20 protein-coding genes are annotated in these 23,523 nt (G+C 72.5%); 5 read left to right on the plus strand and 15 right to left on the minus strand.

Going from position 1 to position 23,523, the window contains the following annotated elements:
* Nucleotides 1-46: 46 nt before the first annotated feature.
* Together ACIP67_RS24190 and ACIP67_RS24195 are read right to left on the minus strand one after the other, a co-directional pair.
* Nucleotides 47-1,276, minus strand: a complete 1,230-nt coding sequence (locus ACIP67_RS24190; protein ID WP_401694482.1) for a polysaccharide pyruvyl transferase family protein — start codon at nt 1,274-1,276, stop codon at nt 47-49.
* Nucleotides 1,277-1,616: 340 nt separating this feature from the next.
* A complete protein-coding gene (locus ACIP67_RS24195) occupies nt 1,617-2,102 on the minus strand; it encodes an ATP-binding protein (RefSeq protein WP_401694484.1) in 486 nt (161 codons plus the stop codon).
* Nucleotides 2,103-2,284: 182 nt separating this feature from the next.
* Here ACIP67_RS24195 and ACIP67_RS24200 point away from each other — a divergent pair, with 182 nt between their 5' ends.
* Both ACIP67_RS24200 and ACIP67_RS24205 read left to right on the plus strand, forming a co-directional pair.
* Nucleotides 2,285-2,629: an STAS domain-containing protein gene (locus ACIP67_RS24200; RefSeq protein WP_401694485.1), complete on the plus strand. Its 345-nt coding sequence runs from the start codon at nt 2,285-2,287 to the stop codon at nt 2,627-2,629.
* Between the two features lie 94 nt (nt 2,630-2,723).
* Nucleotides 2,724-3,713: a YihY/virulence factor BrkB family protein gene (locus ACIP67_RS24205; RefSeq protein ID WP_401694487.1), complete on the plus strand. Its 990-nt coding sequence runs from the start codon at nt 2,724-2,726 to the stop codon at nt 3,711-3,713.
* A gap of 18 nt (nt 3,714-3,731) precedes the next feature.
* Here the strand turns inward: ACIP67_RS24205 and ACIP67_RS24210 are convergent, their stop codons facing one another.
* From ACIP67_RS24210 to ACIP67_RS24255, 10 genes are all read right to left on the minus strand, one after another.
* Entirely contained in the window at nt 3,732-4,172 is a 441-nt protein-coding gene (locus ACIP67_RS24210) for an OsmC family protein (protein ID WP_401694488.1), read from the minus strand.
* A 276-nt stretch (nt 4,173-4,448) separates the two neighbouring features.
* The gene (locus ACIP67_RS24215; RefSeq protein WP_401694489.1) at nt 4,449-5,684 is read right to left on the minus strand and encodes a cytochrome P450; all 1,236 of its coding nucleotides are present in this window, start codon (nt 5,682-5,684) and stop codon (nt 4,449-4,451) included.
* Between the two features lie 2 nt (nt 5,685-5,686).
* Nucleotides 5,687-6,904 (minus strand): cytochrome P450, encoded by a 1,218-nt coding sequence (locus ACIP67_RS24220; protein ID WP_401694491.1) that lies wholly within the window; start codon nt 6,902-6,904, stop codon nt 5,687-5,689.
* Nucleotides 6,901-7,527 (minus strand): GTP-binding protein, encoded by a 627-nt coding sequence (locus tag ACIP67_RS24225; RefSeq protein ID WP_401694494.1) that lies wholly within the window; start codon nt 7,525-7,527, stop codon nt 6,901-6,903. Before ACIP67_RS24225 ends, ACIP67_RS24220 begins: the two co-directional genes overlap by 4 nt.
* A complete protein-coding gene (locus ACIP67_RS24230) occupies nt 7,508-7,855 on the minus strand; it encodes a DUF742 domain-containing protein (protein WP_385063379.1) in 348 nt (115 codons plus the stop codon). The genes ACIP67_RS24225 and ACIP67_RS24230 overlap by 20 nt, the downstream gene beginning before the upstream one ends.
* Nucleotides 7,852-8,259, minus strand: coding sequence for a roadblock/LC7 domain-containing protein (locus tag ACIP67_RS24235; protein WP_401694495.1), 408 nt, complete (start codon nt 8,257-8,259; stop codon nt 7,852-7,854). The genes ACIP67_RS24230 and ACIP67_RS24235 overlap by 4 nt, the downstream gene beginning before the upstream one ends.
* Nucleotides 8,256-9,869 carry an ATP-binding protein gene (locus tag ACIP67_RS24240; protein WP_401694496.1) on the minus strand — a complete coding sequence of 538 codons (1,614 nt, stop codon included), beginning with the start codon at nt 9,867-9,869 and terminating at the stop codon, nt 8,256-8,258. The genes ACIP67_RS24235 and ACIP67_RS24240 overlap by 4 nt, the downstream gene beginning before the upstream one ends.
* A 498-nt stretch (nt 9,870-10,367) precedes the next feature.
* Nucleotides 10,368-12,155, minus strand: coding sequence for a CotH kinase family protein (locus ACIP67_RS24245; protein ID WP_401694498.1), 1,788 nt, complete (start codon nt 12,153-12,155; stop codon nt 10,368-10,370).
* Nucleotides 12,155-12,832, minus strand: coding sequence for a DUF4956 domain-containing protein (locus ACIP67_RS24250; RefSeq protein WP_385063386.1), 678 nt, complete (start codon nt 12,830-12,832; stop codon nt 12,155-12,157). The genes ACIP67_RS24245 and ACIP67_RS24250 overlap by 1 nt, the downstream gene beginning before the upstream one ends.
* On the minus strand, nt 12,829-13,827 hold the full coding sequence (locus ACIP67_RS24255; protein WP_401694501.1) for a polyphosphate polymerase domain-containing protein: 999 nt from the start codon (nt 13,825-13,827) through the stop codon (nt 12,829-12,831). The genes ACIP67_RS24250 and ACIP67_RS24255 overlap by 4 nt, the downstream gene beginning before the upstream one ends.
* Before the next feature lie 448 nt (nt 13,828-14,275).
* Here ACIP67_RS24255 and ACIP67_RS24260 point away from each other — a divergent pair, with 448 nt between their 5' ends.
* Nucleotides 14,276-17,305, plus strand: coding sequence for a glycosyl hydrolase (locus tag ACIP67_RS24260; RefSeq protein WP_401694502.1), 3,030 nt, complete (start codon nt 14,276-14,278; stop codon nt 17,303-17,305).
* 266 nt (nt 17,306-17,571) lie between these two features.
* On the opposite strand, the gene ACIP67_RS24265 is transcribed toward ACIP67_RS24260, so the two are convergent.
* Nucleotides 17,572-18,312 (minus strand): class I SAM-dependent methyltransferase, encoded by a 741-nt coding sequence (locus ACIP67_RS24265; RefSeq protein WP_401694504.1) that lies wholly within the window; start codon nt 18,310-18,312, stop codon nt 17,572-17,574.
* 298 nt (nt 18,313-18,610) lie between these two features.
* On the opposite strand from ACIP67_RS24265, the gene ACIP67_RS24270 reads away from it, so the two are divergent.
* Nucleotides 18,611-20,647, plus strand: coding sequence for a hypothetical protein (locus tag ACIP67_RS24270; protein WP_401694505.1), 2,037 nt, complete (start codon nt 18,611-18,613; stop codon nt 20,645-20,647).
* 88 nt (nt 20,648-20,735) lie between these two features.
* Here the strand turns inward: ACIP67_RS24270 and ACIP67_RS24275 are convergent, their stop codons facing one another.
* Entirely contained in the window at nt 20,736-21,722 is a 987-nt protein-coding gene (locus ACIP67_RS24275; RefSeq protein WP_401694506.1) for an alpha/beta fold hydrolase, read from the minus strand.
* 176 nt (nt 21,723-21,898) lie between these two features.
* Between ACIP67_RS24275 and ACIP67_RS24280 the strand changes: the two genes are divergently transcribed.
* Nucleotides 21,899-22,639, plus strand: a complete 741-nt coding sequence (locus ACIP67_RS24280) for a GntR family transcriptional regulator (RefSeq protein WP_401694507.1) — start codon at nt 21,899-21,901, stop codon at nt 22,637-22,639.
* An 18-nt stretch (nt 22,640-22,657) separates the two neighbouring features.
* On the opposite strand, the gene ACIP67_RS24285 is transcribed toward ACIP67_RS24280, so the two are convergent.
* Complete coding sequence (locus ACIP67_RS24285) at nt 22,658-23,464, minus strand: SDR family NAD(P)-dependent oxidoreductase (protein WP_401694509.1); 807 nt, start codon at nt 23,462-23,464, stop codon at nt 22,658-22,660.
* Between the last annotated feature and the right edge of the window lie 59 nt (nt 23,465-23,523).

The raw sequence follows: 23,523 nt of genomic DNA on the forward strand, positions 1-23,523 counted from the left end.
TGGCTGGTCGCCGGTGGCCGGTGGCCGGGGTGTGCGGGCGGGGCGGTCAGGCGGGTGCGGCGCTCGCCGCCGCCCCCAGCGGTGCGCCCGCACCGGCTTCGAGGTGTGCGTGGTGGACCGCGGGCCCGCCGGCCTGGACGCGGTCGAGGACCGTGCCGCAGCGGACGCAGGTCTCCCGGGCCAGGTCCCGCAGCCGCCGGACGCGGTCGTCGAGGTCGGCGCGCCGCTGGGGGAACTCGTCCCAGAGCCGGTCCACCTCCGCCAGCAGCAGCCCCGCCTGCTCGCGGTCCACCCCGACCAGGGCGGGGGCGCCCATACGGCGGGCGAAGTCGAAGACCTTCCCGGAGTACGGCAGCGGCAGCAGGGGCAGACCGGACATCGCCGCGAAGATCAGGAAGTGCAGGCGCATGCCGACCACCAGGTCGAGGTGGCTCATGAAGCCGAGGACCTGTCCGGGGCTGTAGGAGTTGTTCAGGATGCGCCCCTGGTGCGGTGCGGTCATCCGGGACAGCACGCCGTGGGCGTGGCGGACGTCCTGGCGCTCCATCGGGACGAAGACCACGTGGGCGTCGAGTCGCCGGACGAGGAAGTCGGCGACGTCGGCGAGGAGCGCGTGGTAATCGCCCTCGTCGAGCTTCTCGGCCGCCCGGCCCGGCTCCCGCACGGACATCCCCACCAGTCTGACTCCGGCCGGGACGCCCTCCTGGCGCATCATCTGCTCGGTGAACGGCTCCGGCGGCAGCAGCAACGCCGGGTCGGCGGTGACGGTGAGGTCCCGGTCGACGCCGACCTCCTCCAGGACGAGTCGGGACTCCTCGTCGCGCACCACCAGCTCGTCCAGGGCGGGCAGCACCGCGCGCACCGCCGCCCGGTCGTCCGCGTCGCGCAGCGGGCCCGCGCCGATGGCGTAGGCGAACGTCGGCACGCCCCGGGCCTGGGCGGCGCCCACGAGCCTCAGGTAGCGGCGCGCCTCACCGTCGTACAGGATGCCGCCGCCGCCGAGGACCAGCAGGTCCAGGCCCGCCAGGACGTCGAGCACGGGTTTCTGCGGGACGCCCTCCCAGCCGACGACCTCGTCGGCCTCCAGCTGGTGCAGGCGCGTGTGCTCGACGTCGCGGCTGAGCACCACCAGCCGGGCGTGCGGCCGGTGCGCGCGCAGGCAGCTCAGCACGCAGGTCAGGATGGCTTCGTCGCCGGTGTTGAATCCGCCGTAGGAGCCGAGCACGCCGATGCGCGGGCCCGTCCGGCGGGACGGTGCGGGCGGGGTGATGGTCATCCGGCCTCCTCGGGGCACGCGGGGGCGGGTCTTCGGGATGTCGGGGGAGGCGTCGGCGTGCCGTCGGCACCGAGTTGCCCTCCCGACCCGGGGGAAACAGGGCCGCCGCCGACGTCGTGGACCGGGGCGGCCGGGGCGATATGCCCAGTGTGCGGTCGTACGCGGCCGCACGCGCGGCGCCGGGAGGGCTCGCCCCCGGGACCGGCACTTCCCGCGCCGGGCGCCACCCGCGCCACGGGTCACCAGGTCACCGGGTCACCGGGTCACCGGGTCACCGGGTCACCGGGTCACCGGGTCACCGGGTCACCGACACCGGATCACCGGTCACCGCGTGACCGGTTCACCAAGGACGGCCCGTGCGGCTCCCGCCCGCCGGGACCGGGTCCTCCTCCAGGGCGATCCGGGCGGTGACACGCTTGCCCACCGGCTCCCGCCGCGCGTCGAACTCCCTGACGACGGCCAGCACGATCTCCAGACCGTGCTGGCCCACCCGGCCCGGGTCGGCGGCCCGGGCCACCGGCAGCACCGGATCGGAGTCCCACACGTTCACCTCCACCACCCCCTCGGCGACCCGCACCTCCAGCAGCACCGGACCGGGCGCGTACTTGCGCGCGTTGGTCACCAGCTCGCTGACCACCAGTTGCGTGAGGTCCACCGTGCGGGCCGTCACCGGCACCCCGTGGACGGCCCGCGCCCGGGTGAGGAAGTCCGCCGCGAGATCACGGCCCACGGCGATGCACGCACCGCCGCCCTCCAGCGCGGCCGTGACGTGCAGGGAGTCGTCTCCTGGTGCTGTCGGGCCCTCACCGAGGGCTCCTGGTCCCATCCGAACCACCTTCGCTGCCCCGTTCACAGGCGGCGTGTACCCACGCCCACCGCGTACAGGCCTGCTCCGCCCCGAACGGCGGCGTCCGGGCATCTCCCGTAGCATTCCGGGGCAGGCTCTCGGAAAGACGCTGGCCCGAGATTCACCGAGCGTTAGAGGGAAGAGTGACAGACATCGGCGAAGTGGCAGAACCGCAACGGCTGACGGTCTCCCGCGCCATCGTCGACGAGGTCGCGGTCGTCACGGTGACGGGCGAGGTCGACCACGACACCGCCGGCCCCCTCCGCCGGGCACTGACCCCCGCCGACGGCGCCGTGGGACCGCGGACCGTGGTGGACCTGGGCGGCGTGACGTTCCTGGACTCCAGTGGCATCAACGTCCTCATCGCCGCCCACCAGGCCCACGGCGAGCCGGGCTGGCTGCGCCTGGCGGACGTCCGCCAGCCCGTCCTGCGCACCCTCCAGCTCGTCGGCATCGACACCCTCATCGCCTGCTATCCCACACCGCACCACGCCCTGAACGCCTGACCGGCCTCACATCGCCCCCGGCCGTTCACGGGCGGCCGGACCGGGCACGCGGTCCCCAGTGACATCCGGCCGCACGGGAGGGAGCCCGCCCGCGATGGGAACCGCCGTCCACGTTCCGCAGACCAGGGACATGATCGGGGAGGAGCTGTCCGGGGACGAGGCGCTGGCCGCGCTGCGCCACTACGGGGGCGTGCGCCTGCTGGTGGACTCCTTCACCCGGTTCCGCTACGCCGACGGCTTCACCAACGCGCGGGCGCTCGCCTTCCAGATCGTGCTCGGCCTGGTGCCCTTCACCCTGGCCCTGGTCGGACTGGCGGCGTCCGTGCACACCGACGCGGTGGGCCGCGTCGTCGAGCGCACCCTCGCGGACATCGTGCCCGGGGCCGGCGCCGACCTGCTCGACGACGCGTTCGCCGGGACGCGGCGCAGCGCCCGGGACGATGTGTGGGGCGCCCTGGCGCTCTGGCTCGGCCTGGGCTTCGCCGTGCTGAACCTGGCGTCGGCGATGGGCCAGATCGAGCGGGGCGCCAACCGCATCTACGGCATCGAGCGCGACCGTCCCTTCGCCCGCAAGTACGGCCGGGCCGTGCTGCTGTCGGTGGCGGCGGGGCTGCCCATGGTGCTGGGGTTCGTGGTCCTCGTGGCCGGGGAGGCGGTCGGCGACGCCGTCACCGCGACCGTGGGATCCGGTGGCGGCGGGCCCGGCTGGTGGCAGGCGCTGGAGGTCGTGGTGGGCGCGGCGCTGGCCTGGATCGCCTCCGCCGTGATCTTCCGGTGGTCGCCGCGCCGCAGGCAGCCGGGCTACACCTGGCTCGCCGTCGGCAGCGCGGTCCACCTGGTCCTGTGGGTGGCGGCCACCTGGCTGCTGTCGCTCTACGTCGGCCGCAGCGCCGCGTTCGGCGCGGTCTACGGGCCGCTGACGGCGTTCGTCGCGCTGCTGCTGTGGGCCAACGTCACCGGCGTCGCCCTGTTCCTCGGCATCGCGTTCGCCGCCCAGCTCGAAGCGGCCCGCGCCGGGATCGCCTCCGCCGCGGGCCCCGATCCGCAGGCCGACGCCCAGGAGGGCCGTCCCGGGCGCACCTGACGTCCGGGGTGGGTCGCGTCAGGCGTCCGTGACCGTCGTGGTGACGGGGGTGCCGGTCTCCACCGTACGGCTGACCGTGCAGAGCCTGTCGTGGGAGGCCTTGGCCGCCCGCGGGAGGATCGCGCGGGCCCGGTCACCGGCTGCGCCGTCCGGGAAGGCGACGGAGAAGGTGACCTCGAGGTCGGTCAGCCGGTTGCCGAGCCCGTCGGTGACCTTGTGGCCGGTCACGGTGACGGTGAAGCCGGTGGGCTCGCTGTGGCGGGCGGTGGAGACGTCGACGTCGACGGCCGAGCAGCCGCCGATCGCGGCCAGCAGCAGCTCGACCGGGGTGAACTCGCTCCCGCCGTCCGGGCCCGCACCGGCGGCGAAACCGATCACGCCGCCGCGGGCGTTGGTGGCGGTGAAGCGGCCGGTGGCGGTCCGCTCGACGGTGACGGAGCGCAGGGAGTCTTCGGTCATGCCGAGGACAGTAGTGCCACGGGGTCCGTCGGAGCGGCGCACGGCCCCCGCCGGGGTGGCCACACCCGCCTCGAGACCGGCCGCGGCCACCCGGCGCCGTGACACGGGGAGCGTCCCGCGCTCCGGCGCAGCGTCCGACCGCCCCCGCGTCCGGGACGGCACACTGCGCCAGTACGGGCGACCGGCCGGCTGCCGGTACGGAAGGGCCGGGGCGTCCGGGGTGCCGCTCCCGCCGACCGGTGCCGGCGCGGCGGGGCGACGGGGCGGCGTGCGGGATCAGACGGCCGGAGGGCCGAGCCTGACCGGGAGTTCGAAGAGGTCGTTCTGGGTCACGACCGGCTTGTTGCGCAGCGCCGACGGCGGCACCGCCAGATCGAGTCCGGGGAACCGGGCGTAGAGCGCCGGCAGCGCCACACCGGCCTCCAGGCGGGACAGGGCCGCGCCGGGGCACACGTGCGGGCCGTGGCCGAAGGAGATGTGGCGGGTGCGGGTCTCGCGGGTGATGTCGAAGTCGCCGGCCGTGGGGCCGTGCGCCTGCTCGTCGCGGCCCAGGGCGGCGTACGACACGATGAGCGCGTCGCCCGCCGGGATCACCCGGTCGCCGACCGGCACGTCCTCGGTGGCGAACCGGATCAGCACGTGGGAGGTGGGCGTCGACCAGCGCAGGGTCTCCTCGACCACCGCCGACCAGTCGGCCTGGCCGGACAGCACCAGCGCCCTCTGCTCGGGGTGGGTGGAGAGGTTGACCACGGCGTTCACGATGAGGGAGATGGTGGTCTCGTGCCCGGCGGCGACCATGAGCTGGAGGGTGGAGACGATCTCCTCGTCGGTGAGGCGGTCGCCGTCCTCGGACGCCAGGACGAGTGCGCTGGTCAGGTCGTCGCCGGGCTCGGCGCGCTTCGCGGCGACCGTCTCCGCCATGATCCCGGACAGCTCGACCAGAGTCGCGACGACCTCCTCGCCCGGGGTCAGGGTGGAGAAGAACTTGTCGAACAGCACTTTCAGCCGCGGCAGCAGGCTCTTCTCGATGCCCATGAGGTCGGCGACGACGTACATGGGCAGAGGGTAGGCGAACTCCGCCTTGAGGTCGACGACGTCGGCGTCGGCGGGCAGGCCCTCTAACAAGGTCTCGGTGAGTTCGGTGATACGGGCGCGCATCTCCTCCACCCGGCGGGGGGTGAGGGCCTGGGCGACCAGGGTGCGCATCCTGCGGTGGTCGGCGCCGTCCACGGTCAGCATGGACCGGCCGGGGTTGGCCAGGCCGATCAGGGGCCAGTCCGGCGGTATCTCGCCGCGCTGCCAGGCGCCCCACACGTTGATGTCCTTGACCAGCCGCGGGTCCGTCAGCAGCGCCTTGGCCTCGGCGTGGTGGGTGACGGCCCACACCGGGACGCCTCCGGGCAGGTCGACCGCCGCCAGCGGTCCGGCGGCGCGGAGCTTGGCGCTCTCGCCGTCCAGGTCGCTGACGAAGGGGTCGAGGGGGATCCGCAGCTCTTCGGTTCCTAACGTCATGGTCAGTTGCCTCCCAGGGCAGGGGTGGGTGTGAACCGCACGGGCAGCTCCGTGAGCCCGCGCAGCCAGGGCGAGGGACGGCGGGCGAGGGATGTGGCCGGAACGGCCAGGTCGATGTCGGGCAGCCGGTCCAGCACGACCTCGATGCCCGTCCGGGCGATCACCTCGGCGATCTCCTGGGCCGGGAACGGGCAGCGGTGCTCGCCGTGGCCGAAGGAGAAGTGGGCGTTGTTGCCGCCGGTGAGCGCCGAGCCGTGGGGGCGCACCTGCGGGTCGGAGTTGGCGGCCTGCAGACCGAGCAGCACCAGGTCGCCGGCCCGGATGTGGTGGCCGCCGAGGTGGGTGTCGCGCGACGCCCAGCGGCCCGCGACGTTCTGGCTCGGCGCGTCCTCCCAGAGCACCTCGTTCATCGCCTCGGCGACGCTGCTGCGGCCGCCGAACAGGGAGGCGGCGAACCGGTCGTCGGTGAGCATCAGGCGCAGGGAGTTGCCGATCCAGTCGGCGGTGGGCTGATGGCCGGCCGCGAGCATCACCATGAGGTCCTGCATGACCTCCTCTTCGGTGAAGCCGCTCGGGTCGGCCAGCATGCGGGAGACGACGTCGTCGGCGGGCATGGCCCGGCGGGCGGCGACCAGCTCCGCCATGGAGGTGGCCAGGTGGTGCTGGCCGGCCAGGGCCCGTTCACCGCCGTCGATCATGTCGTTGAGGGCGGTGACCAGGCCCGGTCCCTCCTCGTCGGAGAAGCCGAACAGCCGCGCCAGCACCCGCACGGGCAGCAGCATGGCGTACTGGCCGATCAGGTCGGCCTCTCCCGCGGCGCAGACCGCGTCGATCAGCTCGTCGGCGAACCTCTCGGCGTGGCGCCGCAGTTCGGACGGGTCGCCCTCCTCCAGGGCGTTGCTGATCATCGCGGCGCGTTCGCGGTGCCGTTCGCCGACCGTGTAGAGGATCGACGGCTGCTTGCGGCCGATCATCGGCAGCAGCGGCCAGTCGCCGGGGATGACGTCCCACTGGTTCCACAGCTCGGAGTCGCGGCTGAAGAGGACCGGGTCGCCCGTCACCTGGTGCAGCTCGCGGTAACCGAGCACGAGCCAGGCCGGGACGCCCCCGTCCAGCAGGACCGGGGTGACGGCACCGTGGTCGCGGCGCATCTCCCGGTACAGCTGGGCGGGGTCGGTCTGGAAGCGGGGGCCGCCCAGTGGAACGGCGTCGGTGGTCACGCGAACTCCCGTGGTGACGCGGCGGCTCGGGCCGCCTGCCCGGTGTACCGGTTCTTGATGTGCTGGACGAGGGTGATGAGGACCTGCTTGCTCGACTCCCGGGAGCGGGCGTCGCAGTCGACCAGCGGCACGTCCGGATCCAGGTCGAGGGCCTCCCGGACGTCCTCGTGGGCGTGGCCGGGACCGCCGAAGTCGTTGCAGGCCACGATGAAGGGCGTGCCGTGCTTCTCCAGCCGGTCGATCGCGTACCAGGAGTCGTCGATGCGGCGGGTGTCGACCAGGACGACCGCGCCGAGGGTGCCGGAGAACAGCCGGTCCCACAGGAACCAGAACCGCTCCTGGCCGGGGGCGCCGAACAGGTACAGCACGTTGCGCGCGTCGAGGGTGATCCGGCCGAAGTCGAAGGCCACCGTGGTCGCGGTCTTCCCGCGCACCCGGCTGATGTCGTCGACGGCCTCTCCGGCCTGCGTCATCGTCTCCTCCGTGTTGAGGGGACGGATCTCGCTGACCGAGCGGACCAAGGTCGTCTTTCCGACGCCGAAACCGCCCACGACCACGATCTTCAGACCGTTGTCGGCGGTGGCACCCAGGGGGGTGCGCGCGTCAGAGATTGCGGAGTCCAACGAGCACCTGCTCCAGGATGTCGAGGTCGGGAAGGGCTGAGGTCTGCGGGTGGCGGGCGCTGACCCGGCCCGAGGCGAGGAGGTCGGACAGCAGGATCTTCGTGATGCTCACGGGGAGCCCCAGTTCGGCGGCGACCTCGACCACGGCGGTGGGGGCCTGCGCCATGGTGAGGATCGCCGCGTGCTCCGACTGCATGCCCGGCGTCGGGTCGCACTCGGCCACCACCAGCGTCACCAGGTCGAAAGGACTGTCGGGCCCGGAACGGCTGCGTCCCCCGGTGAGGGTGTACAGCCGGTCCGGGGCGTCGTCCCTGCCGGGGCGCTTCATGCGGATCGGGGCTGGGCCGTGAGGTGCTCGCCGAGTTGTTCCACCAGCTCGCTCATGTTGTGTCCGACCAGTCCGGGGTCGGCCTCCTCGCTGGTGACCACGGCCAGGTGGGCGCCCTGGCCGGCCTCCACGATGAACAGGGTCCCGCCGTAGAACTCGGTCATCGACGAGCGCACGCCTCCGCTGCCGTCGCCGAACTCGATGGAGGCCCCGTGCGACAGCGACTGGATGCCGGCGGCGATGGCGGCGAGCTGGTCGGCCTGGTCGACCGTCAGCTCCGGGGTGCGGCACAGTTTCAGGCCGTCGCGGGAGAGCACGAGGGCGTGCCGTGCTCCGGGGGTGCGCTCCAGGAGTCCTTCGATGAGCCAGGTGAGCTTCTCGTCGACGGTGGTCGTGCCGGTCATGAGGTGGTGTCGCCTTCCGGGTGCGAGGGGGTGGGGGTGTCGGGGGCCGTCGTGGCGGGCGGGAACGGGGTGTCCGGGGAGTCCGCGGCCGACGGGGAGGAGTGCGGGTCGTCGAGGTCCGGCGGCAGCGGGTGCCCGCCGGTGTGCTCCCCCGCGTCGGACGCGCGGACCGCCCGGCGGAAGCTGCCGAAACGGGCGGCGCGGGTCCGGATGTCCTCGGGGCTGTCCTGGCGGCGTTCGGCGCTGTGGGCGGCGGCCCGCGCGTTCTCGGCGGCGGCCAGGGTGCGTCCGCGGCGGCGCTTGGGCAGCCCGGCGGTCTCCTGGGGGCCGGTGGTGTCCTGCGGGCCGGTGGTGTCCGTCTCCTCGGGGGCCTCGGTGGCCACGGGCTCGGCGGGGGCGGTGAGGTCCGGCTGCGGGGTGTCGGCGGGGGCGGTGTGCCGGGGCGCTGCTGCGGCGGGTGGCCGTGCCTCGACGGGGGCCGCGGTGAGGATGTCCTGGGGGACCAGCATGAGGACGCCGGTGCCGCCCCGCGCGGACGGCCGGAACGACACCTTCATCCCGTACTTGCGCGACAGGCGCCCGACGACGGCGAGGCCGAGGCGGGTGCCGTTGAGGCCCTTGAGTTCGGTCACCTCGCCGGACACGGCCTGCTCGGCGCGGCGCAGCTGCACGTCGCTCATGACGAGCCCGCTGTCCTCCACGGAGACGATGACGCCCGCCGGCACCTCCTCGACGTAGACGTGCACCTCGGCGTTGGGCGGCGAGAAGTTGGCGGCGTTGTCGAGGATCTCCGCGAGGGCGTGCATGACGCCCTCGGCCGCGTGGCCGGCCACGGCGGCGTCGCTGGCCGAGTGCAGACGGATGCGCTGGTAGCCGCTGATCCGGCCCATCGCGCCGCGCAGGATGGACTCCATGGAGATGGGGCGTGCCCACCGGCGTCCCGAGCGCGCGCCGGTGAGCACGGCTATGGAGTCGGCGAGACGGCCGGCCTGGGCCGTGCGGTGGTCCAGGTGGAGGAGGTCGGCGAGCACGTCCTCGTCGCTGTGCCGTTCCTCCATGGCCCGCAGGTCGGCGAGGGTTCCGGTGGCCAGCGCCTGCATGCGGCCCGCCGCGTTGGCGGTGGCGGAGAGCGCGAGGTCGCGTTCGGCGACGGCGCGGTCGAGCCGCGCGGTGAGCCCCCGGACCTCCGCGGCGAGCCGTGCGCGCTCGGCGTCGCCCTCCTGGGCGACGCGGGCCCGTTCACGGGTGAACTCCTCGGCGAGGCGGGCTCGCTCGTGGGCGGCCGCGTCGGTGTACCGCTGGTGTTCCTGGCGCAACTGCGCGGCCTGGAAGTCACGTGCCTGGGTGGCTCGCTCGGCGTCGGCGGTCGCCGTGCGCAGCGCGGCGCGGGCGGTCCGTGCCGCGTGCCGCGCCTGCGCGGCGACCGTGACGGCCACGCACAGGAGGACCGCGGCGGCGACGCCGCACGATCCGACCAGGCCCCGCGCGGCGGCGGGTGCGGTGGTGACGGCCCACCAGACGGCGAGGGCCGACAGGGCGGCGGTGAGCAGGGCAGGGGGGAGAAGGGTTCGGATGCTGGATCGGTCGCCGGAAGAGGCGGGCGCGGTCATCACTCGGGTCCTTGGGCGGCCGCTTCGGGAGGCGGCCCTTTTGTGTCGTCCTGGCGAAAAATGTGAACAGACTTCTGTAGGCAGCGATCAACTGGGCGTCACTATACGAGAGACTGCGATCAACTCCACAGGAGTTGACCAGCCCGTTTTCGAACCGTGTTTCGGCGAGCGCACTTCGGGGCAGCCCGGGGCGCACGGGACGGGCCGCGCATCCGCACGTGACGGGACGTTCTGTGCGTGCGCTGTGCGGTGGTCATGTCCCTTGCTCCGTGCGGGAGTTCGCGCTGCGGACGGGGACTTCTCGGGGTGAGCGGCTGGCTTTCGGCGAGCGGCCGGGGTGTCACGACGGGGACGTTGGGCCGCGAAGGGGTCGGGTCGGGGATGTACGACGGGATGCACGCCGGGGTGCGCAAACGGGACCGCGCCGGGCATGCGGCATCGGCGTCCGGGCCTCTGGCGAGGTCCGGACGCCGATGCGCGGTGGTGAGGGAGCCGGGGTCAGCCGGTGATCACCTCGTTCTCGGCGAGGCTGCTGGTCCGGGTGGTGACCGTGGAGCGCAGCGACTTCGCCGTGGTGGAGACCCCGGTGGCGTCGGCACCCGACTTCTTCGCCCACGCGGCGAGCGAGTCGAGGGCGTCCAGCGCGTAGCCCGAGGCGAAGAACTGCTGGTACAGCTCACGGTAGGCGGCGTGGTAGACGCTGTCGAAGGCGTCGGTCTCCAGGAAGCGCTCCTTCAGGATGTTGCCGCCCATGCCGCCACCTCCCCCGCCGCCGTCCTGGCCGTTCCCTGCCTGCGGTCCCCCACCGCCGGGCATGCCCTCGGGCATACCGGACGGCATGCCCGAGGGCACGGTGCCGGTGGCGGGCGTGTTCCCGCCCGTACCTCCGGCCGTCTCCCCGCCGGTGTCCGCGGCCGTGCCTCCGGCCGCGGCGCCGCCCGGCATCATGCCGCCACCGCCGCCTCCCATGCTGGTGTTGTCGTCGGGTCCGGTGGTGGCCGTACCGCTGAAGGTGAGGTTGAAGTCCCAGCCCAGCACCGAGAACTTCTTCGTGTCGAGGTCGTACCAGAGCACGTAGTTGCTGCCCGGTCCGGCCATGTCGTCGGAGTTCAGGATCAGGTTCTGCGTGGCCACGTACTCGGCGAAGGAGTCCACGTCGACGTACTGGTCGAGGTCCTCGGCGAACTCCTCGTCCGAGGCCTGGTTCACCCACTTCAGCAGGCGCATCACCGGCGAGAGGTCCTGGCTGCCCGTGAGGTTGAGCTGCTTGAAGGACGTCTCGTAGTCGGTGGGGTCGTCGCCCACGTAGTCGAAGCTGCCGCCCGCGCGCGCCTTGTAGGCGACGCCGGTGGCGGGGATCTCCGTGTCGGCGTAGTCCTTGCTCGGGTTCTCGACCATGAGCCGCGTCGCGGTCGGCCGGTTGTTGACCGTGAGGGCGGTGAAGGCGAAGTTCTCCGCCGTCTGCCCGGACTTCTCCATCAGGGACAGCGACAGGGCCTCGTTCAACGGCAGGGCGTCGTCGACGCCGGGCCGCAGGGACAGCTCCCGGTGGCCCTGGTAGGCGCGGCCCTCGACGTACTCGTCGATGCTGATGAGCCAGGGCAGTTCCTCGGGCCGGTCGGCGGACAGGTCGTACTGCGCCATGCCGCCCCCTCCCGCCCGGCCCTGCTGCTGCCCCTGCCCGGCCTCCTGCCCGCCTTGCTGGGTGTCCTGCTGGTCCTCACCGGTGCTCTGCTCGTCCTCACCGGTGCTCTGCTCGTCCTGGCCGGTGGTGTCCTGCTGGTCCTGGCCGGTGCCTTGCTGCTGACCGCCCGCCGCCGGCGCGCCGCCCTGCATGCCACCCTGCATGCCACCCTGCATGCCCCCGCCGGGGCCCTGCCCGCCGCCCTGAGTGGTCTGGCGGAGGCTCTGGAGCGTGGAGTTGCCCTTGAGGCGGATGCCGACGTCGTTGAGGTACACGCCGTCGATGGTGAGGTCGGCCTCGATGTACTCCTTCTCGCCCTCGTCCTGGTACTTCGCCATCATGTCGTCGAAGTCGGTCTCGTCGTACGTGAGACTGATGGTGTGGGTGCGGGAGTCGTCGAACAGGTCGACCGACCCGGTGACGTTCTCCGTGATCTCGTCGGCGTCCGCACGGGAGGCGCTGGTGACGAACGGGGAGACACGGGCGTCCCCGAAGAAGACCAGCAGCACGACCATGCCCGTGGCCAGCAGCGCGCTCGGCTTCCAGTGGTGCCGCAGCCGCAGCGGGAGGCGGTGCACCAGCCGCCTGCGGGGCGTCGCCATCAGAGGTCCGTCTGGTCGTAACCGGTGAGGACGGTCACCCGCTGGCCCATGGTCCGCTCCTGGAGGGCCGCGACCAGTTCACCGGGCTCGTGGCCCTTCTTGATGCGCACCGTGTAGAACGCCTCGGTCAGCGTCCCGCCGCGGATCGACTCCGTGCTCACCAGCTCGAACTCGTCGGTGTAGCGCAGCAGGACGTCCTGGATGGCGTGGGTGTGGTCCTCGCCGGCCGGGAGCTGGACCTTGACCACCTGGCGCTGGACGTTGAGGGCGAACCAGTTGAACTTGCTCATCGCCAGGATGATCAGGGCGATGACGACACCGCCCACGGCGGCGAGGGTGTAGAAGCGGGCGCCGCAGGCCATGCCGATGGCCATCACGAGGAAGATGAAGCCGACGTCCCGCGTCTCCTTGACGGCGTTGCGGAAGCGGACCACCGACAAGGCGCCGACCAGGGAGAACGCGCGGGCCAGGTTGGAGCCGACCACGAGCATGATCAGGGCGACGATCATGCCGACGATGACCAGGGTCTGGACGTACGACTGGCTGTAGCTGACGTTCTTGTGCGTGGCGCGGTAGACGTACCCGATCATCGTGGAGAGCACGAAGGACAGGGCCATGGCCAGCACGATGTCGGTGACGCTGAACGTGCCGCTCAGGTCCTGGAGATTGAGGTTCACGGGTGCAGTACCTCCGTGGTGGGGGTCGTGGGGTGTACGGGGGACAGGGGGGAACGGGGGGACACGACGGGTGCGGTGAACACCGGGACCGACCGGGCGGCGGTCTCAGGAGGCGCCGGCGGCAGGTCCTCCTCCCGGACATGGAAGACGGACCGGGGCGCGAGGCCGAACGCCTCGATGCTCTGGACGTACTTGGAGACCCGGATCAGGTTGAGGTTGCGCCGGGCCGCCAGGTCGGTGATCCAGTAGGGGGCGCGTTCGTTGACCTTGATCTCCATCACCGACATGTGCGGCGGGATGAGGAACCGGTTCTCGGGGCGCTCCGTGCCGAAGTGGAAGTCGCGGTCACGGCCGCGGATGCGCCGGTCGAAGGTGACGCGCAGTCCGGTGTCCTGGTCGCGGCCGACGAGGGCCTCGCGCTGGTAGCCGGTGATCGCGGTGGGCTGGAGGTTGAGCCGGACGACGAGTTCGAGGACCTCGTGGACGAACGCCTTCTCCTTGGCGGAGTGCGCGATCTCCTCCCGCCCGTCGCACAGCTGGCGGGCGACGGCGTACGGCAGCGTGATCCGGCGCTTCTGGGTCACCCGGTTGACCCGCTGCTTGATCTCCACGCAGACCGGGGAGTCGTCGGTGACGCCGTCGAGGTCGCCGTAGTGCCTGATGCGCAGCTTGCGGCGGAACTTGAGGCCCTCGATCTTCTCCCAGTAGAAGCGCAGCTGGGGCGTGTCGTAGTAGAGGCTCCAGACGCCGTAGCCGCCCACGGGGCTGTGCAGGTCCTGGTCCATCCGCTCACCGAGCTCGTCACGGATCCGGGCGGCCTGGTCGACCGGGACGAGGTACTTCAGCTCGTAGCGGTTGAACGCGTGGAGTCTGCTGGCGACGCGCAGGGGCTCGTCGTGGGGGGTCGGGTCCGTGGATGCCGCGGTCGCGGTGGGCGCCGCCGTGTCGCCGTCGTCAGGGCGGTGACGGCGGCGGCCTGTCAGCCAGCCAGTCATGGGTGCCTTTCGGTTGGGGGGTAGGCCTCCCCCCGTAAGGAACCCGTAAGAGATGAGAGAGTCGTGATAGACCTCTCTGAACAGCCTTAGTACCTGGGGTTAATTCCAAGTGAATACGGCTGCGACGGCCGTCCGGCGGGTCACGTACGGACGTCACGCGTGCAACGGGCACGGACGGCGCAGACGGGGTCCATGAGGGCGCTACGGGCGCAACGGACGGAACGGGTGCGGGCGCCGACGGCGCCACGGAGTACGCACGCCGCGATCCGATACCGGGGCAACTCGCCCCGCCGCACGGCGACTCGTCTTCACGAATCGGCGACACACATGGTGCACACATCTTGACCCCGGTTGATCCACAGGCTTAGCGTTCCCGCGTTTACCGAGGATTGAATCGATTCAATCACCGGTGACGCTCACCTCTCACCCTTCACCTAGGGATGCACCCATGCACGAACCCGTCCCCCAGCGCCGCGGGTTGACGCGCCGCTCGGTCCTCACCGTGACCGCAGGACTCACCGCCGGAGCCGCGCTCACCTTCGGGGCCGTCTCCCCCGCGCAGGCGGTTCCCGCGACCGGCACGGCCGGTCAGGCCCCGGGAGCCGACTGGTTCGCGAGGCCCCCGGCCTCCGTGCGCCCCAAGTTCCGCTGGTGGTGGCCGGACGGCCTGGTCGACCCGGACGAGATCGCCCGCGAGATCGACCAGATCGCCGACGCCGGCTTCGGCGGCATGGAGATCGCCGCCGTGCACCACAGCATCAAGGACAAGTCGGTGCTGGACACCGAGCACCACGGCTGGGGCAGCCGGCCCTGGCGGGAGGGCGTGGAGGCGGCGCTGCGGCGCGCCGCGCGCCGCGGCGTCACCATCGACCTGACCCTCGGCCCCGCCTGGCCCGTCGCGGTCCCGGGCCTGGCCCCGGACGACGACGCCGCGGCGCAGGAACTCGCGTACGGCCGTGTCTCGTTGACCGCGGGGAGCACCTACCAGGGTCCCGTCCCCCCGCCCGTCCACGCCCCGGCCTCCGGTGTCACCCGGCAGTCGCTGATCGCGGTGCAGGCCGCCCGCGTCGACACCGCGAACTCCACCCGCAAGGAAACCGGCCTCGACCTGGCCAGCGTGCGCGACCTGACCGCCACGGTCGCCGACGGCGCGCTGACCTGGACGGCACCGGACGACGGCGACTGGGTCCTGATCTCCTACTGGCAGCGCGGCTCCGCCCAGCAGCCCGAGTCGGGCCCGCACTCCTCGCCCGCCGCGTACGTCGTCGACCACTTCAGCGCGGCCGGCACCACCGCGGTGACCGGCTTCTGGGACGACCGGATTCTGACGTCCACGCTCCGCCGGTTGCTGAAGGCCGCGGGCGGCGCGTTCTTCGAGGACTCGGTGGAGCTGGAGACGGACGGCCTCGTCTGGACCTCACGGCTGCCCGAGGCCTTCGAGAAGCACACCGGCCGCCCCCTCCTGCCGTACCTGCCCGCCCTGGTCCTCGACGACAGCAACCAGGTCTTCGCCTTCGAGGCCCAGCTCACCCGGCAGATCCGGCACGACTTCTGGGAGGCCGTCTCCGAGCTGTTCAACCGTCATCACCTGGGCGCCCTGCGGGACTGGGCGCACGCGCTGCACATGGAGCTGCGCTCGCAGCCGTACGGCCTCCAGACGGACGCGATCGCCTCCGCCACCCTGCTCGACATCGCCGAGGGCGAGTCGCTCGGCTTCAAGAACCTCGACGACTACCGCTGCCTGGCGGGCGGCCGGGACATGGCCGGGCACACGGTGCTGTCCTGCGAGGCGGGCGCCTACAACGGCTCCGCCTACAGCACCACCTGGGACCGCTTCCTGCGCACCATGGGCGGCGCCTACGCGGCCGGCGTCAACCAGACCGTGCTGCACGGCTTCTCCTACGCCACCGCGCCGAACGTGAGCTGGCCGGGCTTCGCCGCGTTCAGCCCGTACAACGGCGCTCCCGGCTACGGCGAGTCGTGGGGCCCCCGGCAGCCCACCTGGGAGCACGTCGAGGACGTGTCCGGCTACCTCTCCCGGGTCCACCAGGTGCTCCAGGCCGGGAAGGCCCGCGCGGACGTCGCCGTGTTCCGTCAGACCGGCTACACCGCCACCGGCATCGGCGCGTCCTGGTTCACCTCGACCGGTGTACCGCTCGGCTGGACGCACCAGTTCCTCAGCGGGCCCGTCCTCGCCCTGCCCAGCGCGACCGTCGACGACGGACGCCTCGCGCCCGACGGCCCCGCCTACAAGGCCCTGTTCGTGGAGGGCGACTTCTTCTACTCCTCCGCCCCCACGCTCGCGCTCGCCGACGCCGAGGCCGTTCTGGCGCTGGCCCGGGACGGGCTGCCGGTGGTCCTGCTCGGCGCCTTCGACCTGCCGCTCACCCCGGGAGTTCCCGATGAGGGCGAGACGGCCCGCCTGACCGAGGTCCTCACCCGGCTTCTCGCCCTGCCCCACGTCGTGCGGATCACGGACAAGACCGCGGTCGGTGACGCCCTGGCCCGGCTGGGCGTGGAGCCGGACGTGCGGCACTCCGTCTCCTCGACGCTGCTGAACGCCCATCGTGTCACCGACGACGCCGACTTCTACTACTTCTGCAACGGCAAGCACGCGGAGACCGTGAAGCCCGCGGTGGCGGCGATCGACCACGAGGTCACCGTGCGGCGCACGTTCCGCGGCTCCGGGCGCGGCACCGCGGTGCCGTATCTGCTCGACCCCTGGTCGGGCACGGTCACCCGGGCCGGCCGCTACACGCGGGACGGGGACGAGTTCACCCTCCGTGTCGCCCTCCAGCCGGGCCAGAGCACGATCGTCGTGCTCGGACGTCCGGGTCTGTTCGGGGACCGGGACGGCAACCGCCCGTACGCGACGGCCACCGACGCCGGCGGCGTGCTGTTCACGGCCCGTGGCCTCTCCGTCCGGGCGACCGCGGCCGGACGGTACACCACGCGCCTGTCCACGGGCCGCACCGTGACCACGACGTTCGACACGGTGCCCGAGCCGGTCGTCCCGGCGAGCTGGCGGCTGGAGGTGGAGGACTGGGGCCCCGGTTCCTCCGCGACACGGACCGAGCGCACGTCGCGGTCACTGACCCTCGACACCCTGCTGCCCTGGTCGAAGATCCCCGAACTGGCCGACTCCGCGGGCATCGGCCGCTACCGGACGACCGTCACCCTGCCCGCCGACTGGGACGGCTCCCACGGTGCGACGCTGGAACTCGGTCAGGTCAGCGACACCTTCCGGGTCACCGTCAACGGCACGCGGCTGCCGGCCGCGGACCGGCTGGATCCGGTGGTCGACCTCGAATCGACGCTGCGGGCGGGTGCCAACGAGATCGTGATCGAGGTGGCCACGCCGCTGATCAACCGGCTCCGGGTCGCCCAGCCCGCGGTCTTCGGCGGCGCCGCCCGCCAGGACTACGGCCTCGTCGGTCCGGTACGGCTCGTCCCCCACCGTCAGGCGGCCATCGCCTGACGGGAGCCTGACGGGAGGAGGGGCCCGGTCCGCGGACGCCGCCTCCGCGGCCCCGGCCACGCCGGGCCCTCACGCCGCGGGACGCGGCGGCGCGCGCCCGCATCCCGGCGGAGTACGCCGTCGACGCGGGGCTGCCGTCCGCGCGGGGGAGTCGACGGGTACGACGCGCCGGCCGGCAGCCCGGTCGGCCGGTGTACCGCTCGTGGGCCGGGGCGGCGCCCGCTACGGGTGCCGGGCGTGCGCTCGTCGCCGCCCCGCACCCGCCCTCACCCGTGCCCCTCCCCCGGGCGCCGTGCGACGAAGACGAACTCCCGGCCCGGGCGGTCGGGGGCGTCGCGGACGTCGTCGATCACATAGCCGTGCGCGAGGAGGTCCGCCTCGGCCTCCCGCCGCTCGCGGAAGCGCAACGTCGACCGCGACGTCAGCACCTCCCCGTCCGCGGCGAAGACGTAGGTCGTCCGGAAGGTCACCAGGGGCAGGCTGACGTCGGTCACCTCGTGCCAGCTCTCGACCACGCCGACGCCGGGGACGTCCGCCGCGACGTACGAATCCTCACGGTTCCACTCCTCCCAGCCGCGCCGGGCCGGGTCCCGGGTCTCGAACACCAGACGCCCGCCCGGCCGCAGGGACGCGTACACCCGCCGCAGGGTCTCCTGCCAGATGTCCGGATCCGCGATGGCCTGGGCCACGTTCCCCGTCATCGTCGCCAGGTCGGCCCGCAGCGGCGGGAGCGCGGTCGCGTCACCGTGGATCCAGCGCACGCGTTCACCGCCCGGTCTGCCCCGGGCCACCTCGAGGGACGCCCCTGCGGGGTCGAGTCCGACGACCTCGATGCCGCGACCGGCCAGGAGGAGCGCGAACACCCCCGTTCCGCAGCCGATGTCCAGCACGCGGCGCGCCGCGAACTCCTCCGCCATGCGCAGGTACGCGTCGAGATCGCCGCGGTCGGGGTCGAGCGGGTCGTAGAGCGCGGCAAGCCGTGGATGTCCGAAGCATGCGTCGACCATGGGGCCGACGGTAGGCGGCGCCGGCTCCGCGGTTCCACCCGGTTTCGCCGTCCCGCGGGGGCGTCGGGCCGTTCCTGCGGTGCGGGAGCCTCTCCCACCCCAGTTTAGTGTCGCCAGATTATGGGCGAGCATCCGTGTCGCACCCCTTGTGAGGCGCGAAGTGTCGACAGTAACGTCTCAGTCGAACCTCGCCTGCAGGCTCTCCTCATCGGTTCACCCGTCGTCCGCACCGCCGCCGTCCGCTGCGCCGGTGCCGGCCGGCCATGCCCGAACACACTGGAAGACAAGGGAGTTCACAGTGGTACGCACAAACAGCACCGAGGCCGGCCGTGCGGCCGGCGGGTCCGTGATGGAGCAGGACGTCACCTACCGGGCCCGCAACCGCGCCCTCCTCGTGGCGGTCGCCGGACTCGCGATGGCCCCGGCGCTGGTCACCCCGGCCTCGGCGCAGTCCTCGCGGCAGACCTCGGCGTCCTCCGCGAAGAGCGGCAACACCCTCACCGTCGGGTCCGGGGAGACCCTGGAACTCACCGAGACCACCACGGTGAGCAGGCTCACCATCGCGGAGGGCGGAGTCATCGCCGCCCCGGAGGGCTACCGCCTCACCCTCACCGTGAACGGCGTCGAGACCGGCGGCAAGCTGAGCGCACTCACCGACGGCTACGGCGGACTGGCCACCGCCATCGCCGTCGGCACCTACCGCGGGACCGTGATCCTGACCGTCGCCGTCGCCAACGACGTCACCTACAGCGACATGTCCTTCCCGATCCGCCAGGCCCTCTACGTCGACGCGAACGGTGTCGACGAGAGCAAGTCGGTCCCGTCCGACGTCCGGGGCGGCACCGTCACGGACACCGGTGCGAACAACATCACCCTGCTGTCCAACGGCGAGTCCTTCAACGGCGTCTACGTCACGGGAGGCGGCTCCTACACCCTGACCCGGCCCGAGATCGCCTTCGACGGCAACGGCCGCTGCGACTTCATCGGTTACGGCGCCGCCGTGGTCGGCACCGGCGAGGGCACCACCCTCGTCCTCGACGGTGCCACCATCAAGAACGAGGGCCTGGTCCGCACCGCGGTCATCGCCGACTCCACCGCCAACGTCGTCGTGAAGAACTCCACCCTGCACTGCGCCGACGGCAGCCACGTGCCCGACGAGTACCCGGCCACCGGCACCGGCGACACCCGGTACATGATCACCGTGCCGTGGATGCTCGGCCTGTCGGGCAACGTCCGCACCACCAACCTGCTCGGCCAGAGCACCCGGGCGACCTACGTCAACTCCTCCATCACCTCGGAGAAGTGGGGCGCCCTCTCGGTCGACGGCGGCAGCAACTGCACGCTCACCGCGATCAACAGCCACATCGGCAACACCGGCGGCCAGGGCTACGGCTCCTACGCCATCGGCAGCGTCACCGAGCACTTCCTGGGCTGCACCTTCGACGTCGGCGACTACGCCCTCATCCACTGGGGCGCCTCCGCCCACTACGGCGACAGCACCAGGGAAGCCGTCGCGGAGCTCAACGAGTCGCTGGAGATCGGCCTCACCGCGAGCGAGCTGAAGAAGCTGCCGGTGCGCTCGACCGTCATCGACGCCGGCCGGTTCATGGTCCTGTGGTACGCGGCCGGATCGGTCGCCATCGACGGCGGCACCCAGGTGAACACCGGCAAGACCACCTTCATGTGCAAGGCGGTCGCGGGCAAGGTCACCGTCGACGGCTCCCAGGGCGCCGCCCTCAACCCCGGCAACGGCGTCATCTTCCAGCTGATGGACACCGACCGGCCCAGCAGCGTCTCGGTCACGGGCAAGCCCTGGAAGACCGAGATGCTCGGCACCTACACCGAGCCCACCGGCTCCGCCGTCAAGTCGACGACCTGGGTCACCACCAGTGCCCAGTCCACCGACGCCACCGCCTCCTTCACCGACATCGACCTCACCGGCGACTTCTACAACGCCGTCCGCGGGGGCGGCAACGCCAACCTCCAGGGCCAGAACCTGGTGCTGGACTTCACCCGCTCCACCGTCCAGGGCGTCATTTCCGCCAGCACCACCAAGCACCGGGTCTCCACCATCACCATCGCGGAGTACCGGGAGATCAGCGAGGTCACCAACACCCCGAGCGCGGTCGTCAACAACGGCGTCGTCGTCACCCTGGGCACCGGCTCCCGGTGGACGGTCACCGGCACCTCGTACCTGAGCGCCCTGACCCTGGCCGCGGACGCCTCCGTCAAGGCCCCGCGCGGCAAGACGGTCACCCTCACCGTCGACGGGACGCCCACCGCCATCGAGGCGGGCCGCTCCTACACGGGAGCGCTCACGCTGACCGTGGCCTGACCCGCACATGAAGCCGGCCCCCGGGATGTGACCGCATCCCGGGGGCCGGAGTGTGCGCGCGCTCAGGACCTTCGAGCGCGTCGGCGGGTCAGCGCCCTCGGGCGCCGTGCCGCCGGAGGAACGCGATCAGCAGGCGGTTCCACGCGGCGGGCTGCTCCCAGTGCGGGTTGTGCCCCGCCTCCGCCACGACGTGCGTCCGCTCCGCCCTGAGGTGCTGGGCGTTGAGCCGCATGATCGAGGGCGGGCTGTAGAGGTCGCCGTCGCCGGTGATGAGCTGCACCGGAAGCGTCAGCGTCTCCAGTGCCGCCCAGGTGAGGGTGTGCGCCAGGGACTGGGCGAAGGCGTCCGCGGTGCGTGCCCGGGCGTTGACGGCCAGCCAGGCCGCCACCCCGTCCTGATCACCGCCCCGGTAGGAGGGGCCCAGTTCCTTCACGGCCACCGGCAGGTCGCCGAACGGGTCGGGCTGGAGCGCCTCGGTCAGTTCGAGGTAGGAGGCGTCCTGGACGCCCATGATGCTGCCGGAGACGGTCAGGCTGAGCAGCCGGTCCTCGTACCCCAGCGCGTAGTCCAGCGCCACCGGGCCGCCGGCGGCCGAGCCGGAGAGGTGGAATCGGTCCAGCCCGAGGTGGTCGGCGAGCGTGTCGAGGTCCCCGGAGGCGGTGTCGGCCTCCGCCTTGGTGCCCGCCACGGAGCGGTACGCGCCCCGCCGCGAGTAGCCGATGACGCGGTAGCCGGCCGCCGCCAGCACGGGCTGCTGGTACGGCCAGCTCTCACCGCTTCCCGAGCCGGGGTGCAGCAGCACGACCGGCTCGCCGTCACCGCCGGTGTCCCAGCACCACAGGCTGCCGCCGCCGGCCACGGGCACCTGGTACTCGGTCACCGGGCGCTGCTCGGGCAGCGGCACGGGCTCCCAGGGAAGTCCGGTGCCGGCCGCGGCGGCGGGCGCGGCGACGGCGGTGCCCGCCGCGGCGCCGGTCACCGTCAGCGCGGCCAGGGCGGCGCCGCCGACCACGGCACGTCGGCTGAGCGCCGACGGCGTCCCGTCGTCGTCGCGCACTCTCTTGGCTCTCTTCACTCTTTTTCCTCCCATACCTGGGGGTGGGCGGAGCGCGGGGCGCGGTCCGCCGGGCTTTTACTCGCCGGGTGTCGACAGCGAGTGTTCAAACACGGCAGGATGCCCGTCGGGCATGCGGTAGTGTCGACACCGTTGTGTCATCTATGACACCCGGACCGAACAGGGGGACGCGGCGCATGTCGGATCAGGACACGCACGTGGTGCTGGAGCGGCTGCTGCGGCTGCGGGACCGCCGCGAGCCGCTGGTGGCGCAGATCGCCGAGTGGGTCGGGGCCGGCATCATCGAGGGGCGGCTGGAGCCGGGGCAGGACCTCAACAGCGTCGAGCTGTCCCGCCGGTTCGACACCAGCCGCACCCCCGTGCGCGAGGCGCTGATGCTCCTGGAGCAGGAGGGCCTGGTCGAGATGAAGGCGCGGCGCCGCCCCCGGGTCGCCGCCCCCTCCCTCACCGACATCCGCGACATCTACGCGGTGCGCCGGCACCTGCTGTCGATGCTGGCGGGCCTGCTGGTCGAGCGGGCCACCGACGACGAGCTGGCCGAGCTGCGCACCTGGGTCGAGACGATGCGGCGGCTCGCGGACGCCGGTGACGTGGACGCGTACTTCTGGAGCCATGTGCAGCTCCAGGAGCGGATGACGGAGATCGTCCAGAACGCCACGCTCAAACAGATCCTGGACTCGCTGGCCCTGCGGACCCTGATGCTGCGCCACCTGAGCCTGACCCGTCCCGGCCGGCTGGCCTACAGCGTGGACGACCAGGAGCGGCTGATCCAGGCCTGCGAGGAACGCGACGGGGAGCTCGCCTCCGCGCTGATCGCCGGTGCGACCGTGCGTGCCCTGCGTGCCGTGGAGGAGCAGATCGAGCAGGATGCCGCGGGCAGCCGCAAACCCGCGCGCAGGCGGCGGCCCACCGCCTGAACGGGCCCGGCCGCGCGCCTACTTGGCGAGCACTCCGCCGTCCACGGGGAAGTTGCCGCCGGTCACCCACGTCGACTCGTCGGAGACGAGGTAGACCGCGCACCAGCCGATGTCCTCGGGCCGGCCGACCCGGCCGAGCGGAATACGGGCGAGCAGTGCTTCGCGGGCGGGACCCTCGTGGGCGCCCGCCGACTCCGTGGCGGGGGTGCGGACCATCCCGGGCGAGATGGTGTTCGCCCGGATCCCCAGCGGCCCGCCCTCCACGGCGAGCTGACGGGTCAGTCCGAGCACGGCGGCCTTGCCCGCGCAGTGCGCGACCATGCCGAAGGTGCCGCTGCCGCGGAAGGCGTTGACCGAGGCGAAGTTGACGATCGAGCCGCCGCCGGACGCCTCCATGTGCGGCCAGGCGGCCTGCACGGGCAGGAAGACCACGTCCACCTCGCCCCGCATGGTCGGGGTCCACTGCGCGTCGAAGTCCATCTCCGCGGCGGTGGCCATGTGCGGGGCGATGGCGCCCGCGGTGACCAGCGCGTCGATCCGACCGTGCCGTTCGAACGCCTCGTCGGCGAAGCGCCGGGCGTCGGCGGGGTCGGTCATGTCCAGCGGCGCGAGCACGTCGACGGCGAGACCGCGGTCGGCGGCCAGCTTGCGGGTGCGCTCGGCGGCGGCCGGATCGATGTCACAGCCGACGACGGTCGCGCCCTGCTCGGCGAAGAGCAGCGCGCAGCCCTGGCCGATTCCGGCGCCGGCGCCGGTGACGAGGGCGACCTTGCCGGAGAGCCGGCCGGTGCCGGGCGCCGGGGCGGGCTGGGTTTCGGTCGTCACGGTGTCCTCCTGGGAGCGCTTGGTCCGGTGTGCCGGGTGCCGGGCACCGCCTGATGCGA

This window comes from Streptomyces sp. NPDC088812, from assembly GCF_044750285.1.
GTDB lineage: Bacteria > Actinomycetota > Actinomycetes > Streptomycetales > Streptomycetaceae > Streptomyces.

Excerpts from the sequence above, each read along its gene's own strand:
- ACIP67_RS24190 (WP_401694482.1), bottom strand. The coding sequence starts at position 1,276 with ATGACCATCACCCCGCCCGCACCGTCCCGCCGGACGGGCCCGCGCATC.
- ACIP67_RS24195 (WP_401694484.1), bottom strand. The coding sequence starts at position 2,102 with ATGGGACCAGGAGCCCTCGGTGAGGGCCCGACAGCACCAGGAGACGAC.
- ACIP67_RS24205 (WP_401694487.1), top strand. The coding sequence starts at position 2,724 with ATGGGAACCGCCGTCCACGTTCCGCAGACCAGGGACATGATCGGGGAG.
- ACIP67_RS24210 (WP_401694488.1), bottom strand. The coding sequence starts at position 4,172 with ATGACCGAAGACTCCCTGCGCTCCGTCACCGTCGAGCGGACCGCCACC.
- ACIP67_RS24215 (WP_401694489.1), bottom strand. The coding sequence starts at position 5,684 with ATGACGTTAGGAACCGAAGAGCTGCGGATCCCCCTCGACCCCTTCGTC.
- ACIP67_RS24230 (WP_385063379.1), bottom strand. The coding sequence starts at position 7,855 with ATGAAGCGCCCCGGCAGGGACGACGCCCCGGACCGGCTGTACACCCTC.
- ACIP67_RS24235 (WP_401694495.1), bottom strand. The coding sequence starts at position 8,259 with ATGACCGGCACGACCACCGTCGACGAGAAGCTCACCTGGCTCATCGAA.
- ACIP67_RS24240 (WP_401694496.1), bottom strand. The coding sequence starts at position 9,869 with ATGACCGCGCCCGCCTCTTCCGGCGACCGATCCAGCATCCGAACCCTT.
- ACIP67_RS24245 (WP_401694498.1), bottom strand. The coding sequence starts at position 12,155 with ATGGCGACGCCCCGCAGGCGGCTGGTGCACCGCCTCCCGCTGCGGCTG.
- ACIP67_RS24255 (WP_401694501.1), bottom strand. The coding sequence starts at position 13,827 with ATGACTGGCTGGCTGACAGGCCGCCGCCGTCACCGCCCTGACGACGGC.
- ACIP67_RS24260 (WP_401694502.1), top strand. The coding sequence starts at position 14,276 with ATGCACGAACCCGTCCCCCAGCGCCGCGGGTTGACGCGCCGCTCGGTC.
- ACIP67_RS24265 (WP_401694504.1), bottom strand. The coding sequence starts at position 18,312 with ATGGTCGACGCATGCTTCGGACATCCACGGCTTGCCGCGCTCTACGAC.
- ACIP67_RS24280 (WP_401694507.1), top strand. The coding sequence starts at position 21,899 with ATGTCGGATCAGGACACGCACGTGGTGCTGGAGCGGCTGCTGCGGCTG.